This window comes from Tellurirhabdus bombi (assembly GCF_021484805.1).
GTDB lineage: Bacteria > Bacteroidota > Bacteroidia > Cytophagales > Spirosomataceae > Tellurirhabdus > Tellurirhabdus bombi.
In genome coordinates, this window is the sequence record NZ_CP090557.1 from 1,535,979 (window position 1) to 1,553,953 (window position 17,975).

General features: G+C 49.1%; 13 protein-coding genes and 1 tRNA gene. 8 read left to right on the plus strand and 6 right to left on the minus strand.

What is annotated here, in order from left to right:
* Positions 1 to 11: 11 nt before the first annotated feature.
* Positions 12 to 794 carry an ABC transporter ATP-binding protein gene (locus tag L0Y31_RS06500; protein WP_234736311.1) on the plus strand — a complete coding sequence of 261 codons (783 nt, stop codon included), beginning with the start codon at positions 12 to 14 and terminating at the stop codon, positions 792 to 794.
* 10 nt (positions 795 to 804) lie between these two features.
* Positions 805 to 2,475: a hypothetical protein gene (locus L0Y31_RS06505; RefSeq protein WP_234736312.1), complete on the plus strand. Its 1,671-nt coding sequence runs from the start codon at positions 805 to 807 to the stop codon at positions 2,473 to 2,475.
* Between the two features lie 35 nt (positions 2,476 to 2,510).
* Here the strand turns inward: L0Y31_RS06505 and L0Y31_RS06510 are convergent.
* Both L0Y31_RS06510 and L0Y31_RS06515 read right to left on the minus strand, forming a co-directional pair.
* Positions 2,511 to 2,594 (minus strand) — tRNA-Leu (locus L0Y31_RS06510).
* 99 nt (positions 2,595 to 2,693) lie between these two features.
* On the minus strand, positions 2,694 to 4,091 hold the full coding sequence (locus L0Y31_RS06515; RefSeq protein ID WP_234736313.1) for an MBL fold metallo-hydrolase RNA specificity domain-containing protein: 1,398 nt from the start codon (positions 4,089 to 4,091) through the stop codon (positions 2,694 to 2,696).
* A gap of 114 nt (positions 4,092 to 4,205) precedes the next feature.
* Between L0Y31_RS06515 and pbpC the strand changes: the two genes are divergently transcribed.
* The 3 genes from pbpC to L0Y31_RS06530 all read left to right on the plus strand — a co-directional run bounded on the left by pbpC (position 4,206) and on the right by L0Y31_RS06530 (position 8,269).
* Complete coding sequence (gene pbpC / locus L0Y31_RS06520; RefSeq protein WP_234737137.1) at positions 4,206 to 6,536, plus strand: penicillin-binding protein 1C; 2,331 nt, start codon at positions 4,206 to 4,208, stop codon at positions 6,534 to 6,536.
* 91 nt (positions 6,537 to 6,627) lie between these two features.
* Entirely contained in the window at positions 6,628 to 7,764 is a 1,137-nt protein-coding gene (locus L0Y31_RS06525) for a Gfo/Idh/MocA family protein (protein WP_234736314.1), read from the plus strand.
* 64 nt (positions 7,765 to 7,828) lie between these two features.
* Complete coding sequence (locus L0Y31_RS06530; RefSeq protein WP_234736315.1) at positions 7,829 to 8,269, plus strand: NUDIX domain-containing protein; 441 nt, start codon at positions 7,829 to 7,831, stop codon at positions 8,267 to 8,269.
* On the opposite strand, the gene L0Y31_RS06535 is transcribed toward L0Y31_RS06530, so the two are convergent.
* Both L0Y31_RS06535 and L0Y31_RS06540 read right to left on the minus strand, forming a co-directional pair.
* Positions 8,223 to 9,620, minus strand: a complete 1,398-nt coding sequence (locus L0Y31_RS06535) for a high affinity choline transporter 1 (RefSeq protein WP_234736316.1) — start codon at positions 9,618 to 9,620, stop codon at positions 8,223 to 8,225. The two genes, L0Y31_RS06530 and L0Y31_RS06535, sit on opposite strands and share 47 nt — an antisense overlap.
* 68 nt (positions 9,621 to 9,688) lie before the next feature.
* A complete protein-coding gene (locus L0Y31_RS06540; RefSeq protein ID WP_234736317.1) occupies positions 9,689 to 10,465 on the minus strand; it encodes a hypothetical protein in 777 nt (258 codons plus the stop codon).
* Positions 10,466 to 10,608: 143 nt separating this feature from the next.
* Between L0Y31_RS06540 and L0Y31_RS06545 the strand changes: the two genes are divergently transcribed.
* Positions 10,609 to 12,237, plus strand: a complete 1,629-nt coding sequence (locus L0Y31_RS06545) for an amidohydrolase family protein (protein WP_234736318.1) — start codon at positions 10,609 to 10,611, stop codon at positions 12,235 to 12,237.
* 67 nt (positions 12,238 to 12,304) lie between these two features.
* Here L0Y31_RS06545 and L0Y31_RS06550 read toward each other — a convergent pair whose 3' ends face one another.
* Complete coding sequence (locus L0Y31_RS06550) at positions 12,305 to 13,894, minus strand: M28 family peptidase (RefSeq protein WP_234736319.1); 1,590 nt, start codon at positions 13,892 to 13,894, stop codon at positions 12,305 to 12,307.
* A 477-nt stretch (positions 13,895 to 14,371) separates the two neighbouring features.
* On the opposite strand from L0Y31_RS06550, the gene L0Y31_RS06555 reads away from it, so the two are divergent.
* Complete coding sequence (locus L0Y31_RS06555; RefSeq protein ID WP_234736320.1) at positions 14,372 to 15,865, plus strand: type III PLP-dependent enzyme domain-containing protein; 1,494 nt, start codon at positions 14,372 to 14,374, stop codon at positions 15,863 to 15,865.
* A gap of 265 nt (positions 15,866 to 16,130) precedes the next feature.
* Here L0Y31_RS06555 and L0Y31_RS06560 read toward each other — a convergent pair whose 3' ends face one another.
* Positions 16,131 to 16,649, minus strand: coding sequence for a D-glycero-alpha-D-manno-heptose-1,7-bisphosphate 7-phosphatase (locus tag L0Y31_RS06560; protein WP_234736321.1), 519 nt, complete (start codon positions 16,647 to 16,649; stop codon positions 16,131 to 16,133).
* 345 nt (positions 16,650 to 16,994) lie between these two features.
* On the opposite strand from L0Y31_RS06560, the gene L0Y31_RS06565 reads away from it, so the two are divergent.
* Positions 16,995 to 17,957: an OmpA family protein gene (locus tag L0Y31_RS06565; protein ID WP_234736322.1), complete on the plus strand. Its 963-nt coding sequence runs from the start codon at positions 16,995 to 16,997 to the stop codon at positions 17,955 to 17,957.
* The last annotated feature ends 18 nt before the right edge of the window (positions 17,958 to 17,975 follow it).

Sequence of the window (17,975 nt, forward strand, 5' to 3'; positions counted from 1 at the left end):
CCAAAAGAACTATGAACGGGACGCATCCAGTCATTCAAATCCAGAATCTGCAAAAATTCTACGAGCAAACGCAGGTTCTAAAAGATATTAATCTGATCGTCAACGCAGGTGAAGTCGTTGGCTATATTGGCCCCAATGGGGCGGGGAAATCAACGACTATCAAGATTTTGATTGGCCTGATTCCCGATTTTGTGGGTGACGTTTCGGTGCTTGGTTACAACGTGCGCGACAATCCAATTGAGGTTAAACGCCGTATTGGCTACGTGCCGGAGCAGGCCGCGCTCTACGAATCGCTGACGCCCCGCGAATACCTGCGGTTTATTGGTCAACTACACAGCCTGGAGCTTTCGGCAGTGGAGCACAAAGCGATGGAACTGCTTCGAATTTTCGGCCTTGAGTCAAACGCCAATGACCGAATGACCACCTTTTCGAAGGGAATGCGGCAGAAGGTGTTGCTGATATCCGGTTTGTTGCACAATCCCGACATCATTTTTCTGGACGAGCCGCTTTCCGGGCTGGATGCTAACGCCGTTGTCTTGGTAAAAGAAATCATTCGCCAGTTGGCCGATAGCGGAAAAACGATTTTTTACAGCTCCCACATCATGGACGTGGTAGAGCGAATTTCCGACCGGATTGTCATCATCAACCGGGGCGAAATCATTGCCAATGGCACTTTCAACGAACTAAAGCACCTCAAGGAAAGTGGTTCTCTCGAACAAATTTTTACCCAGCTTACGGGCAATAACGAGCAAACGTCGGTAGCCGAAGCTTTTATTAATACCTTAAACCAGTAATTGCTTATCGATGAGTCTTTTACATAGTTTGTTTTTACGCTTACTGGTTGTCCTGCATCCGCTCATTACCCGTCTGGGTGCTGACTATGAGCAAGTTTCGGCGATTATAAACCTGAAGCTGACCATGGATAACCGACGGCCTTATGCGGCGTTTGGTCAGAACCGGCAGCATACCCAAAAGGAGCACTCGAACACCTTTTGGTGGATGCTTGGTGTCTACATGATCTTTATGGGACCCTTAAGTGCGCTCTACCTGTTTATTGCTGCGGAAAGTGCGCCGCTTTTTGCGCTTAGCTTTTCATTTGGTGTTCCGATGACGCTGATTGCCATGACGCTTATTACTGATTTTTCGTCGGTCATGCTGGATTCATCGGATAACGCCATTATACTACCCCGGCCCGTCAGTAGCCGGACGTTGCTGGTAGCGCGTCTGGTGCATATTGTGCTGTATTTATTGCTGATTTCGCTGGCAATTTCGTTGATCAGCATTATAACTGTAACCTACAAATTTGGACTAGTAGCGGGCCTTGTTTATGTGTTTTTTGTCCTGCTCAGTACCCTTCTGATTGTCTTTCTGACGAATTTGTTTTACCTGCTTCTGATGCGGTTTATGAGCCAGGAAAGACTGCGGGAAACCATCAATTACTTTCAGATTGTAGCGGCTATTTTCTTTTACGCCAGCTATCAGATTCTGCCTCGAATGATCAATTTATCGGAAGACGGCATCGTATCGACGATTCAGTGGTGGCATTATCTGATTCCGCCGGTTTGGCTGGGTGGGGCCGTTGAAGCCATTTTATTCCAGCAATTTGACGCGCTGCATTTGGGGTTGCTGATCTTGGCCGTTGCAACACCTTTTCTGGGATTATGGATCATGAACCGGTTTCTGGCTCCAATTTTTAATCAACGGCTGGCAACGCTGGATGTAGAAAGTCGCAAAGAGACAGATCCCGCAAAGGCGAATGATTCGGACCAGGCTGAATGGCTGGCCGGTGCGTTCACCCGTTCAGGTGTTGAGCAGGCGGGCTTTGCCTTTGCCTGGCGCACCATGCTCCGGGATCGAAAATTCAAGCTGAAAGTCTATCCTGCGATTGGTTACATGATCGTGTTTGTGGGTCTTATGGCCTGGCGTTCGGGCACGACCTGGATGAATGCGGGAAGTACAGGGTTTATAGTTCCGCTTTATTTTTCCAATTTCATCGGTTTTTCGGTGCTAACTTATGTCTGGCATTCGGACCAATATAAATCAGCCTGGATTTATCTGGCCGCACCTCTAATCCGCCCTGGTGAATTAACTACGGGCACGCTGAAAGCCGTTTACGTCCAGTTTGTCTTGCCGGCCTACTTGCTTTTTTCGGCGTACGTATTCTGGAAAGTCGGTATGTCGGCGCTGGATGATATTTTGCTGGCGGGTGGTATAAACCTCGTTGCCCTGCAAATCAGCATTTCGACCAATACCAATTACCTGCCTTTTTCGATGCCGCTGGAAGCAGCCACGAAAGGGGTGAAAACCGGGCAAAATCTACTGATCATGTTCATTATTGCCTTGATGGGGGGCGTTCACTGGGGATTGAGCTACGTGCCGTATGGCGTAGTGGCCGCCATTCCTATCGCATTTGTCAGCGCTTATTACCTCACGAAAAAAATAAAAAACCTGAGCTGGTCGGAGATAACCATCTAAAAAGCAAAAACCCCAGCCAATATGGCTGGGGTTTGTACCGAAGGAGGGACTCGAACCCTCATGTCCGTAAGAACACACGCCCCTGAAACGTGCGTGTCTACCAATTCCACCACTTCGGTATTTGGTCGACATTCGCAATGATGTTGCCATCATGTGCTAATCGGGACTGCAAAGATGGAAGATGTCTTTTTATTTCGCAAGCATCGAACGTAAAAATTTTACAGATTCACTTTTTCGTAAAGCGATGGAATAGTGATTTTCGGAAAACCCGCCTTCGATAACTTGTCCTTGAAAATAGTCTGACGGTCAAATTCGCCGTGGACCAGAAATACGTTTTTCACCTCTTCCGCATTCTGGCAGGCCAAAAAAGAGATCATTTCGGCGTAATCAGCGTGCGCACTGAACGAGTCCATCACTTCGACCTCGGCACGAACCGTAAATTCGTCCCCAAAAATCCTGACCTGTTTATCGCCGCGTTTCAGGGCTCCGCCCAGCGTTTCGGGCGAGCAATACCCGACAATCAGAATTGTATTCCGTGAATCTTCAATGTTATTTTTGATGTGGTGCTTGATACGTCCGGCCTCGGCCATCCCAGAAGCCGAGATAATGATGCAGGGCTCGTCGCGCTCGTTGATGGCTTTGGACTCTTCCAGACTGGAGATGTAATGCAAATTGGGGAAGGCAAAGGCATCGCCGTCTTTCTTGATATAAGTCAGCAGATCAGGATTAAAGCATTCTTCGTGCCGCTTCATCACATCGGTGGCGCTGACCGCCAGCGGGCTATCGATAAAGACTTCTATACGTGGGAGCTGGTTGGCGCTTTCGAGCTGGTCCAGCGCAAAAATGAGCTCCTGGGTTCGGTCAACGGCAAAAGCAGGAATAATCAGTTTTCCCCGGCGTTCGACGCAGGTTTCTCGTACGATGCGCAGCAGATGGGCTTTCATGTCGGGTTCGGGCTCATGAAGTTTGTCGCCGTACGTCGATTCGCAGATGATGTAATCAGCTTGGGGGAAAGCCTGCGGCATTCGCAGAATCTTGTCGTTCGGCCGGCCAATGTCACCACTAAAAAACAAGCGCTTCTTTGTTCCTTCTTCGTCAATCTGCAAACTAATGGCCGCACTGCCTAGAATGTGGGCCGTATCCGTAAATTCAAAGGTCGCTTCTCCGTCATTGATCGCGTAGGGCGCATTGTAAGGTACCGGATGAAATTGCTTGAGCGCCTGTTCCACATCTTTGGCTTCGTACAGAATCTCAAGGGCTGCATCCCCCCGGCGCAATCGGCGCTCATTTACCCGTTTAAGGTCTTTTTCCTGAATATGGGCACTGTCGGAAAGCATAATCCGGCAAAGGTCAGCAGTAGCGGGCGTGCAAAAAATCGGCCCCGTAAAACCCTGCCGCACCAGCCGTGGAATCAGCCCAGAGTGGTCGATGTGAGCATGTGACAGAATCAAAAAATCAATTTCCTGGGGCTTGAAACCGAATTTCTGATTCAACTCGTCGGTATTGATACCTTGAAACAAGCCGCAATCAAGCAGGATTTTAGTGCCGCGTTTTGTGGTAACCAGGTGTTTGCTGCCGGTTACGCTTCGGGCCGCGCCGTAGAATTGAATGGTCATGGGTCAGTTATGAAATAAGAATGCTTTCTGCGTTATTAAGCCTGTTTTGTCGTTAAGGATGGACAGACATAAACTTGAACCTTTTGTGCTGTTCGGATCCTATTTATTCGCTGCATATTGAAAAAATTACGACACATAACCAAAAAATTGGGACGGCTTCGCTGGGTGCAGATTTTGCTGGGTCTGGTTGTTTTGTTTTTGATCTTAAACCTGATTTTCCCCTTAAAGGTTAGACCGCGTTATTCAACTCTGGTTACGGCTGCCGATAGTACCGTGCTGCATGCGTTTTTGAACGAAGAGGATAAATGGCGCATGAAAACCGAGCTGGCTGAAATGACGCTCTTGCTGCGGGAAACCATCCTGTTCAAAGAAGATCGTTATTTTTACTTCCACCCGGGCTTTAATCCGGTGGCGATGGCACGGGCCGCGTTTCGGAACCTGACGGCGGGCCGCCGAACGTCCGGCGCATCGACCATTACCATGCAGGTTGTGCGTTTGCTGGAACCGCGTCAAAGAACCTATGCCAGCAAGTTAGTTGAACTATTTCGGGCTATCCAGCTGGAGATTTTTTATTCGAAAGATGAGATTCTGCAACTGTATTTGAACCTGATTCCTTACGGCAGTAACATCGAAGGAATCAAGTCGGCCTCGCTGCTGTATTTCGGGAAGCCGCCTCAGCTTCTTAGTCTGGCCGAAATCACCACGCTGACCATTATCCCGAACCGGCCATCCAGTTTGCGCTTAGGAATCAACAATGCTGCTGTGGTTCAGGCGCGAAATCACTGGCTGCGGCGCTTTCGGGAACAGTCGCTTTTTTCTGCTGAAGAAATAGAGGATGCGCTGCGAGAACCGCTGACGGCACATCGGCGGGAGGCTCCCAAACAAGCTCCGCATCTGGCCATGCGCTTAAAACAGACGCATCCAGATCAGCCCATTATTTATACGCCAATCCGTCCCAACCGACAGGCCCAGGTTGAGCAGTTGGTAAGCAATTACGTAGCCAGACTGCGTTCCATGAACATTCACAATGCCGCCGTGCTGGTCGTGAACAACCAGACCATGCAGACAGAAGCGTACGTTGGCTCGGCAGATTTCAGGAATGCTTACGATGGCGGACAGGTCGATGGGGTTCGGGCGGTGCGGTCGCCGGGGAGTACGTTGAAACCGCTGCTCTATGCGCTGGCTTTCGACAAGGGCCTGATTACCCCCAAAAGTATTCTAAACGACGTACCCACCAATTTTTCGGGATACGAACCGGAGAACTACGACCGCCAGTTTTATGGGCCAATTTCAGTGGAGGGTGCGCTGGCCAATTCGCTGAATGTTCCGGCGGTAAAAGTGTTGCAACAGCTTGGGACGCCGAAATTTGTTAGTGTTTTGAAACAGGCTGAGTTCCTGACGGTGCGCAAGCAGGCCAAGGATTTAGGACTATCAACGATTCTGGGTGGTTGTGGCGTATCGCTGGAAGAGCTGACCCGCTTGTTTGCGGCGTTTGCCAACGGTGGATTAATGCAATCCATTCAATTCAGTCAGTCGGCAAAAAAGGATACCCTGCGCCTGCTTAGTCCCGAATCGGCTTTTATGGTTACGAATATTCTGACCCAAATTACGCGCCCCGACCTGCCAAACAATTTCGACAACAGTTACCATTTGCCGCGCATTGCCTGGAAAACTGGCACCTCGTACGGGCGGCGGGATGCCTGGAGCATTGGTTACAACAAACGTTACACGGTAGGCGTCTGGATTGGCAATTTTTCGGGAACGGGCGTACCGGAGCTTAGTGGCGCTAACACCGCGACGCCCTTGCTGTTTACCATCTTCAATGCGCTTGATTACAATTCGGCCAAAGGCTGGTTTAAATCACCTAAAGGATTGATTCTGCGTAAAATATGCGCCCAAACGGGTAACGTGCCGGGTGAATTCTGTGAGCACCAGGTGCTGGATTATGCTATCGAAGGCGTCTCGGAGTATCGGCGGTGCCAGCATCGAAAGGCGGTCTGGACCAATGCTACCGGAACAACTTCGTACTGTGCTCATTGCCTGCCTAGTCTGGAAAAAGAAGCAGAAGCGGTGCGGCGGTTTTATCCCAATCTAGCCCCTGAACTCATTAGTTTTTACGAAAGTCGCCGGATTCCGTACGAGAAAGTGCCGCCGCATAATCCCGCCTGCACGCGTGTATTTGGTCAGCGAGGCCCGCAAATTGTTAGTCCGAACGATGGAAGCGAATATTACATCAACCCCCGCGACCCGCAGCAGCTAATGCTGAGCTGTCAGGCGGATAACGAGGTGAAAGAAGTATTCTGGTACCTGAACGACCGGCTTTATCGCAGGGCCGCGCCGACCGAAGCGGTTTTTTTTCCACCACAGCCAGGCCGATTAAAGATTTCCTGCGCCGACGACAAAGGCCGAAATACCAATATTGACGTAATCATCAAAAATGAATAATTCTATTCCCTAATTTTTAACAAATTGATCGCTTATAAGCGGTATACTTCGCTAGTTTTGTACCTGTTCACATCCTAAAACCAACCGCTGTATGCATTCATCACGCCGTGATTTTCTGCAAAAACTATCGTTGGGCTTGAGCGCTTCTACCTTGCCTTTGGCTTCGTATGCCGGGTATGAAAAGCACCACGCTGACGTTATGTCGTTACTGAATAAGCCTGAGCAAAATCGCAAACTGGGCATAGCACTGGTCGGACTGGGCGGCTACGCTAAAAACCAGCTGGCACCGGCCCTGCAACAGACTAAAAATTGCCAGTTGACGGGCATTGTAACCGGTACGCCCGCCAAAGCGGAAGAGTGGATGAAGAAGTACAACATCTCGAAAGAGAACGTCTACGATTACAAAACCTTCGACCGGATTGCCGACAACAAAAATATTGACGTGGTTTATGTCGTACTGCCCAACAACATGCACCACGAGTATGTCATTCGGGCACTGAAGGCAGGCAAGCACGTCATTTGCGAAAAACCGATGGCCATTACCGAAAAAGAATGCCAGGAGATGAACGACGCCGCCAAAAAGGCGAACCGTCAACTGGCTATCGGTTACCGCCTGCACTACGAACCATTCACGCAGGAAGTGATGCGAATGGGTCGGGAAAAGGTGTTTGGTAATCTGAAATTTCTGGAAGCCAGCGACGGTTTTAAGGCGGGCGATCCGAACCAGTGGCGTCTGAAAAAGTCGATGGCGGGCGGTGGACCGCTCATGGATGTTGGGATTTACGCGATTCAGGGAGTTCGGCTGGTAACGGGCGAAGAGCCAATTTCGGTGACGGCCCAGTTTGGTCCTAAAACAGATCCGCAAAAGTTCAAGGACATTGAAGAAACGCTCTACTGGCAGTTTGAATTTCCGAGCGGTGTTACGTCCACGTCCACAACCAGCTATGCCGCCGGAGTCGAGCGTTTGTATGCGTCAGCCGAAAATGGCTGGTTTGAGTTGCGTCCCGCCTTTGGCTACGGACCGCTCAAAGGAATGACCAGCAAAGGCCCGATCGAAAAACCGGTGGTTAATCATCAGGCCATGCACATGGATGGGGTGTGTGAGGTGCTGGCGGCGGGTAAACAATTACCCAAGCACATTACTGGCGAAGAAGGAAAGCAGGATGTTAAGATTATGCAGGCGATTTACCGGGCAGCGGAAACCGGTAACAAAATAAAAATTAGCTAAGAAAACGGGATTTGGCAGGAGAATTGCCCTTCTTTCTGCCAAATCTTCTGTTTTTGAATTTCGAATGAAAGTACGACCTGCCTTATTACTGCTGGAAAATAACCACGTTCTCTTGATGCATTACCGCTACGGCGAATCGGATGTTTACGCCCTGCCCGGCGGCAATCCAGACCGGGGCGAAACGATGGACACAACGCTGATACGCGAATTAGAAGAAGAACTGGGTATTGACGTGGAGGTTGGCTCGGTGGCGTGTATGGGTGAAGTGATTCTGCCCGAAGCTAAAAATGATGTGTTGCACGTTGTTTTTTCGGGTCAGATCATTGGCGGATTACCCAAATTAAATCCAGAGCATACTACTGCTTTGGCCGTTGTCTGGAAGCCAATTGCCGAACTAGCGGCGTTGAATATGTACCCCAATGTGGGTCGTCAGATTCAACATTGGCTACAAATGGGTCCTAACGCGGCATATGTTGGTAAGATTGATCAGCCTTTTTTTCAATAAGACTCCCAACCAGCATAGCGGCAGCGCTAACCAGTAAACCATAAATCATGGCGGGGTATTCCGTTTCCAGCCACAGGCAGACGAGCCAGGCGGCAAAACCAACGCTCATGGATAAAAGGCAACCCAGCTTACTCGCTCGTTTCCAGTAGAGGCCAGCCGTTAGCGGTACAAACAGGGACACTAGACTGAAGGCCGACGATTCGGCAACGAGCTCAAAAATGTTTACATCGCGTGCCGCCGTCATCCAGACACAGGCCAGCGTGATGAACACAACTGCCAGCCGGATGCTGAGCAGCAATTGCTTGTCGGTCACGGAAGGGCGGAAAAACCGGTAAATGTTTTCGCCAAAGATGGTGGCCGGTGCCAGAATCGCCCCGCTGGAAACGCTTAGAATGGCCGACAGCAACGCGCCAAAAAAAAGGATCTGCAAGGGAAGGCCACCTTCCTGCATCACCATATTGGGAATAAGCATCTGGTTGTCGGTGCTTAGATTGGGGTAGAGTAATTTACCGCACAGCCCGATAAAAAGCGGCAGCATAGCAATGGTGATGTACAGACCCGAAGCGAGGTAGGAAGCCTGCACCGTCGTCCGCTCCGACTTAGCCGCCATTACGCGCTGAAAAACATCCTGCTGGGGAATAGAACCAAGACCAATGGTGATCCAGGCGGCAATATATGTGACACTGTCTTTGAAAGTGGGTTGCGGTAGAAACCGGAAAAAACCAGGTCGCGTTTGGCGTAAAATCGCTTCGAAACCCCCGATTCGGTTGTAGAGCAAAACCGCAATCACGATCAGGGCCAGGATAATGATGATGTTGTGGAAGAAGTCCGTAATCGAAATTGACCACATCCCCCCCAGAATGGTGTAAATCATCACAATAAGGGCGCTTGAGGCAATACTCCAGAAGACAGGAACTCCCGTAACCACGTTCAGCACAATGCCAATGGCGATAAACTGCGCCGAAATCCAGCTAAAATAGGAGGGAATGATTAAAATAGCCGACAGCAACTCCGCTGACCGTCCGAAGCGGTAGGAAAAGTAGTCAGAAAATGTGGTGATTTTCAGGCGGTACAAAGGACGCGCGTAAAATGCCCCCACCAGAAACAGGCACAAGGCCGAGCCAAAAGGCTCTTCGATAATAGCCAGCACCCCGCCTTCAACAAACACGGAAGGGGCACCCATAATCGTCTCCGAACCAAACCAGGTGGCAAACGTCGCTGACGCCGCTAGTACTAACGGCAAGCTCCTGCCAGCCAGTACGAAATCCTGCGTATTGGTGACTTTCCGGGCGGCCCAAACGCCAACAGCAATGTTAGAAAGTAAATAAAGCGCAATGAAAAGAAGGAGCATGAAGAGAACAGCTTGAGCGTTGTCCAAAAATAATGAAACTAGGACAGAAAGGGGCTGTTACGGCTGGTTTACTGCTCTTCGACGTTGGCGGCGCCCAACTCCTGGAATAACGTTTGCCAATACTGCGTAACGGCCGGGTTATTTTCCTTCACCGATGCATTGGGTTCAAACGGTAAGATCATCGCAATATCCGGGCTACCCAGCGTGTATTGTTTGAGCTTTTTCGTATCAGCTTTGGCCCAGTCGTCGGCCTGGGCGTTGTCTTTGGGCGGCGTCGTATGGAAATCGCGGCGGTCGGTACCTTTGGTGCTTTCTACCATATCGCTCAGGTAATACACCTTGACGGCCGCGCCGTTTTCGTTGGCCTTAGCAATGACGGGCAGGCTGGCCCAGATGTCGGTTTCCTGATTCGATGCAGAGGTATTTTGCTGGGCCAACTGTTGAATAACCCGCTGACGAAATAGCGCTTTCTCCCGGTTTAATGAAAGATCGAAAGACGTTTGGGCGGCTTCGCGGTCGGTGGCGTTGGCGTTTTCGATAGCGTCCAGTTCAGAGCGGGTGGTTAGCGATAAAGCCCGTGCCTTCGAGGTGTTTTCGTGGATAAAGTAAACTTCCAGCTTGTCGCCTTTCTTCTTAATATTCTGATCGATGATGTCGTTAATGGCCTGCTGGTATTTCTGCGCCACAAATCCCTTGTTGATATTCACACTAACCGACTTATCCATAAAAATCAATGTATGAATTGGCGTGGTATCGGCAGGCTTCTGGCTAGCCTCTTTGTTGGCGTCTGAAGAACAGGCGATTAAGCCGACAAGACAAGCAAAGCTTATCAAGAGTGATTTCATAATCTTATCAGAAATATTGTTCTGGAATGATATTCAGGGATAATACCTACAGAAGCAGGGAGATGACCATTTTCTTTGCCAAATGTATCAACAAAGTCATTATCTTCCTTGCTCTATTCAATCAACAACTAATTGCGTACCATATGAACAAAGTTTTCACCCGACTGTTTGCTATCGGGCTATTGCTTAGTGCGTTCTGTCAACCACTAGTCGCGCAGATTGAGAAAGCACCAGCCCGCAAAGAAGGCGAAGGAGGCAACACCCGACTGATCATTCGCGGCGTTACCCTCATCAACAGTACAGGCGCTCCGCCGATGGGTCCGGTTGATATTGTGGTCGAAAAAAATCGCATCGCACAAATCAGGCAGGTCGGCCATCCTGGTGTGCCAATTAACGAAAAAAGTCGCCCAAAAGCAGAAAACGGTGACAAAGAATTAAACTGCGAAGGCATGTACCTGATGCCGGGTTTTGTGGACATGCACGGGCATATTGGCGGCACAGGTCAGGGAACTCCCTCGGAATATGTGTTCAAGCTCTGGCTAGCCCACGGAATTACTACCATCCGTGACCCATCCTGCGGCAACGGCCTCGACTGGGTTTTGGAACACCGCACTAAAAGCGAACGAAATGAAATCACCGCACCACGGATCAAAGCGTATACCGTCTTCGGGCAGGGGAGCAAATCGCCCATCTCAACGCCGGAGCAGGCACGTATTTGGGTGCGGGAAAATGCCAAAAAAGGCGCGGACGGCATTAAGTTTTTCGGTGCTGAACCAGATGTCTTTCGGGCAGCTTTAGAGGAAAATAAAAAACTAGGATTGCGGTCTGCCTGCCACCACGCGCAGCTGGAAGTGGCCCGAATGAACGTGCTGGCAACCGCAAAAGCCGGATTAACGTCGATGGAGCACTGGTATGGGTTGCCCGAAGCTTTGTTTGAGGACAAAACCATTCAGAACTATCCAGCCAATTACAACTACAACAACGAGCTGCATCGCTTTGAAGAAGCCGGTCGGCTCTGGGAGCAGGCGGCCAAACCGGGTACGGCGCGGTGGAATAAAGTGCTCGACAGCCTCATTGCGATGGATTTCACGCTTGACCCTACGTTCAATATCTACGAAGCGAACCGGGAGTTGATGCTGGCCCGGCGAGCAGAATGGCACGATGACTACACCTTGCCGTCGCTATGGCGTTTTTACGGACCAAGCCGCATCTCGCACGGATCTTACTGGCACGATTGGGGCACAGAGCAGGAAGTCGCCTGGAAGCGCAATTACCAGCTTTGGATGCAGTTTGTCAACGAATACAAAAACCGGGGTGGTCGCGTAACGGCGGGTTCGGACTCGGGATTTATTTATCAGTTATACGGCTTTGCCTACATCCGGGAGCTGGAACTCCTCCGGGAGTCGGGCTTTCATCCGCTCGAAGTGATTCGGGCCGCAACGCTCAAAGGAGCCGAGGCTTTGGGAATGGCCAATCAGATTGGTTCGGTTGAAATTGGTAAACTCGCCGATTTCGTGATTGTGGAGGAAAATCCGCTGGCAAATTTGAAAGTCCTGTACGGAACGGGCGCCATTCGATTAAACGACAAAAATGAAGTCGTTCGGGCGGGTGGCGTGAAATACACGGTGAAAGACGGGATTGTGTATGACGCCAAACAGTTATTGGCCGACGTTCGGCAACTCGTTACCAACGCGAAGGGGAAAGAAAACTTTGAAATAAGCCAGCCAGGTATGGCCCCGAAAGCCAGCAAAGTATCGGGCGGCAAACAATAGCGTACCTACAAATAAAAAGCCTGCCGAAGCAAATCGGCAGGCTTTTTATTTTTTAACTAGACCACAATCAAGGCTTATTGCTGTCTACGACCAGTTTCTCGTCGCGGTTAGCAACGTCCCAGGCGGTGTAGAAAACGAGTTGCGCTGATTTTTCGGCCAGCTTAAAGTCAATTTTATCTACATCGTCCGTTGGCCGGTGGTAATCGGGATGAAGGCCGTTGAAGTAGAAAATAATGGGTATTTTATTCTTGGCGAAGTTATAGTGGTCAGAGCGGTAGTAAATCCGTTCTGGATCGGTTGGCTCGTTGTATTTATAATCCAGCTCCATTTTGGTATAGGTCTGGTTGGCGTTTTCGCTGATCTTGTGCAAGTCAGACGAGAGCTTATCCGAACCAATAACGTAGATGTAGTTATCTGATTTGCCCAGGTGCAGATCATCCACGCGACCCACCATGTCTATGTTCAAATCACAAACCGTTTTAGCCAGTGGAATAACAGGGTCCATATCGGCATAATACTGAGAACCCAACAAGCCTTTTTCTTCACCTGAAACCGTCAGGAACAACATGCTCCGACGCGGGCCGTGGCCCTCCGCTTTCGCTTTCGCAAACGCCTGCGCGATTTCGATGACCGAAACCGTACCGGAGCCATCGTCATTCGCACCGTTATTAACCTGTCCGTCTGGATTAACGCCAATGTGGTCATAGTGGGCGGAAATAATCACGACTTCGTCTTTCTTATCCGTTCCTTCCAGATAGCCCAGGACGTTGCTGCTCTGAACAGCCTCTTCTTTGCGCTGGGCCAATACGCTTGTCTTGCCTTTTAAAGAGCCAGCCGTTGTTTTACCCGTTTTCGCAATATTATCGGCGGCAGTTTTCAATTTGGCTGCGCTAGTATTCAGCAGGTCAGCGGCAATTTCTGACGTAACGATAAACGTTCCGACGGAGCTTAGTTGCTCAGTACCTGATTTTAACGTGAGGCGATTGAATCGGTTCATCATGGCGCTACGCTGGGCAACGAGGCGTTTGAAATCCTCGCCCGCCTCGGCTGCGACGATGAACACCTGAGCGGCTCCTTTATCTTTGGCCAGGGTCAGTTTTTTGCGCCAGCTATCCTGGGCGCTGAAGTCTGCCGTTCCGGCGAGTGCTTCGCCACTGGTGTTTTTTGGCGCCCCATCCATAATGACGATGGCTTTGCCTTTAACATCAAGTTTGGCATAATCGTCGTATTGGCCGGTGCTGATGCCGTAACCCGCGAAGACGGTTTCGTAAGCCGTTTCGGCTGGGACGCTCAGCAAGCCGTTGACAATAAAATCCTTGGGATAGGTATACGTTTTTTTACCCGCTTTGACGTAAAAATCACCCCACATCTTGCGATACAGGTTGAACTGTTGCAGGTAGGATTCTTTGCCATCACCAGCCTTTACGATGGGTTTCAGTCCTTCGGCCGTGAACTGCTTCACGATATAGTCCGCTGCTTTTCGCTGGCCGGCTGTACCTGTTTCGCGGCCTTCCATGTCGTCGGCGGCCAGGATACGGAGATGTTTCTCAAGGTCGGCTGCCTGGATGGTGCGGGCGTAGTCGGTTGCTGTTTGGGCAAAACCAACCTGACACCCTAAGGCCAATACCAGGGCCGTAGCATTTAGTTTGTAGCGCATATGAATTAAAAATTGCTACAAATTAACGAATAATACAGACAGATTGGTACAGTAAAAAGCGGGATTACCGGAAGACGACAATCAGCTACCAGAACCGCCACACCAAAAGGCTTCGGGAGGGCGTTTTTCTCGCGAAAAAACTGATACCCAAACACAACGATCAGCACGCTTAATGTTTGAAATAGCGCCAGGTAGGCCGTTTCGCAGGATTTTAAAGAGAAAACACGTAGTGATACGCCTGTTCTGGCAATAAGCCCGATAAAATTTATGGCTTATCTGAATCAAAAATCTTCGAAAAAGCGTTTCTTAAATTGCGAGGGGATAATCAATAAGCAGCTTGACAATCAGACTCCCGGCCTGTACTGAATGAAGGATTGATGAACAGACCGGTCTGCTGTTGCAAAGCTGCTCTTTTTATATCATTTTCGCAGACTTTTTTGACAACCACGAACACCCCCTTATGCTTCTCCCGAAAGGATGAAAAGTTACAACGACCTGATCGAACAAACCTTTGAGTTCCCAACGCTCGAATTTAAAGTGGAGAATAACTCCCTATTGTTCAACAATGTTCCGCTAATGGACATTATTAAACAGTATGGTACGCCGCTCAAACTAACGTATTTGCCCAAAATTGGGGAGCATATCGAACACGCCAAGTTGCTGTTTAAGAATGCCCTCAAACGGTATAATTACAAAGGTTCGTATACGTACTGCTATTGTACTAAATCATCGCATTTTCGGTTTGTCCTTGAAGAGGCATTAAAGAACAATATCCACCTTGAAACTTCGTCGGCTTATGATATTCCCATCATCCGCGAATTGTACAAGGAGGAGAAAATATCGAAAAGCACTTACCTGATTTGTAACGGCTACAAACGGCCCTTATATACGCAGTATATCAGTGAGTTAATCAACGAAGGTTTTAACGTAATTCCGGTTCTAGATAACCTGAAAGAAATTGAAGCCTACGAAGGGTCGACCACGGCGGAAACGGTAAATCTAGGCGTTCGGATTGCCACGGATGAAGAACCGAACTTTGCTTTTTATACCTCGCGGCTGGGCATTCGCTACAGCGACGTAAACGAGCTTTACCGGAGCAAAATCCAGAACAGTCCGAAGTTCAAGCTGAAAATGCTGCACTTTTTCATCAATACGGGCATTAAAGACAGCGCGTATTACTGGAGTGAGCTGAGCCGGTTTATGTACAAATACTGCGAGCTGCGGAAAATCTGCCCGGATCTGGATTCTATTGACATTGGCGGTGGTATGCCGATTCAGACCTCGTTCCAGTTTTCGTATGACTACCAGGCGATGGTCGACCAGATTGTGGAGAGCATCCAGTGGATTTGCAACAAAAACAACGTACCGGTGCCGCACATCTTCACGGAGTTTGGCAGCTATACTGTTGGTGAAAGTGGTGCCGTTATTTACAACATCATTGACCAGAAACTACAGAACGACAAAGAGCTGTGGTACATGATTGATGGTTCGTTCATCACGCACTTGCCGGATTCCTGGGGTCTGGGTCAGAAGTACATCATGCTGGCCATTAACAACTGGGATAATCCATACCAGAAAGTGAATCTCGGTGGTTTGACCTGCGATTCGCACGATTTCTACAACACGGAAGCACACAGCGCCGATTTATACCTGCCGATTTACGAGCAGGAGTCTGAGAACCAGTACATTGGCTTCTTCCATACGGGTGCCTATCAGGAGTCGCTGGGTGGCTACGGTGGTATTCAACACTGTCTGATTCCGGCCCCGCAACACGTCATTGTGGATCGTGATTCGGAAGGAAACATCACGACGCGCCTTTTTGCCAATGAGCAGGAAAGCGAGACGATGCTGAAAATTCTGGGCTACCAGCAAACGGCCACTGAATCGAAGACCGAAAAGGATGCGGCTTACGAGGAAGCGCAGAATGGGCAGGAGCGTTCTGTCGAAGAATTGGAAAACCAGGAGAACTAAGTTAACTAGCTGGCTGATTATTCGTTAGTGCTCATTAAATTTATGAGAACACCGAATAATCAGCCTGTTTGTTCGTATATTAGCTGAACGTGGTTTATTAGCTAAAGCACCCCATTAAACAAATAGTATTGCCACTTATGAAAAAAGCTATCTTTTTGCTAGGCATTGTAGCGATTGCTTCTTTAGGATCATGCTCCCGGAAAATGTGTCCGGCGTATGGCCAGAATTCCCTGAAAAAAGCACCGAGCTCAAGCGTTCGGCCTGCTTAACTGACACTAACTACATACCGTGAGGCTTCCAGTAGGTTTTTGGCTTGCTGGTCGCCAGCGGGTGGTTCATGCAGGGCGTGCGTAATGTGTACCGTCCGGACACCCACTTTTTTTCCAGCTTCCATATCCCGCAAGGCGTCGCCAATCATCCAGGATTGATTAACGTCAATCGTATATTTAGCAATGGCTTTCTCCAGCATCAGCGAATCCGGTTTGCGCAGCAGCGAGCGGGAATCATAATCGGGATGATGCGGGCAAAAATAAATATCGTCAATCAGGTTTTGGCACGTATCCTGTAAGTATTGGTGGCATTTCATGACGTCTTCTCTTGAATAAAGCCCCCGGGCAATACCGGCTTGATTGGTTATAACAATGAGCATATAACCTGCTTCTTTCAAAAGCCGTAAGCCATCCACAACTCCCTCTGGAATGATGAAATCTTCGATCCGATAGACATAATCGACCCGATCTTCGTTCAAAACACCATCGCGATCCAAAAACACGCACTTATTCATTCTTCTCTATTATCTGGTTGATATAGCTGGTATTTCTGGAAAAATACCATTTTATAAGGAAATACTATTAGTTATTTTAACTTGATTCCAGTGATTTCTGTTACCAGTTAACAAAAATTAACAGAAAAGGTAACTGGTTTTTGCTACCCTGCCGTTTAATTCGTTGTGTTATTAGTAATAGGCGAGGCTATGAATTATTTGATTAGAACCTTATTAATTGGACTCTTCACCGGCTTTTTAAGTTTCGGTTACGCCCAAAAAATTATTCAAAAGGAAATCAACCCTCCCCAACGTAACGCACGTGGCGGGGGGCATATTACTAAAATTGAATACACGCGTCATAAAATGATTGTTCATTTTGTGGCCGAAGATCGCGATTTTGCCCAACATGCTACGATTTATGGTCCTGGTCATGCCAATTCGTGGCGCTTGTATGATAAGAAGACCAAGCGGGAATACGCCTTGTTATTTATAAAAAATATTGGTGCTGACGGTGAGATTTACGAAGAACATTTGGATAAACCGCGTCCCGTGGAGTTTTCATTCGTGAAGCGTATTGTTTGCGAGGCGCATTTCGAGCGACCAGCAAAAGAAGTCAAAATGGTGGATATGATTGAGGAGGGAATCGAGCTCTACGAAAACCGCCGCACCAATCCGAAGGATCCTGCCAGCATAAGTTCGCAGTGGCCTTACAACGTCTACGACATCAAGGTTATGTATTATGATGACAAAGACGATCCGGCTCTTGTGCGGCGTGATACACGATCCAGGGCAGTAGCCCCCAAAGCCGCCCGTCCATCTGCGCCAAAAGTGGCTGCTCCCTCTAAAGCAACAACCCCAAAAGCGGTTCCGCCAGCCAAGCCAAAACCCATCCAGCGCGATTCGATGCTCACCAAAACACCGCCTGTTAAAGGGCCAATAGTGACTAAAAAAGCCGAAAATTTCGGAAATAACGTTGAGGCTGGAAAAACGTATCAGTTATCTAATTTGCTTTTTCAGCAATCAGAATGGACGATTCAGGCAAGTTCGTACCCGGAGCTGGACACCTTGACGGCCTTGATGAAGCGCCATCCAACGATGGAAATTGAACTGGCTGGTCATACCGATAACATCGGGAATCCGAAACTGAACGTCGATTTATCACGTCGGCGGGTTGAGACAGCCAAGAGTTATCTGGTGAACAAAGGCATTGAGCCAGGCCGCATCAAAACACAGGCGTACGGTGGAAGTCGTCCCCTGGCTAATAACGGGAAAGAAGAAACCCGGCGATTGAACCGCCGGGTTGAGGTAACTATTCTAAAGCAATAAGTGGTAGGCTTTATAAAC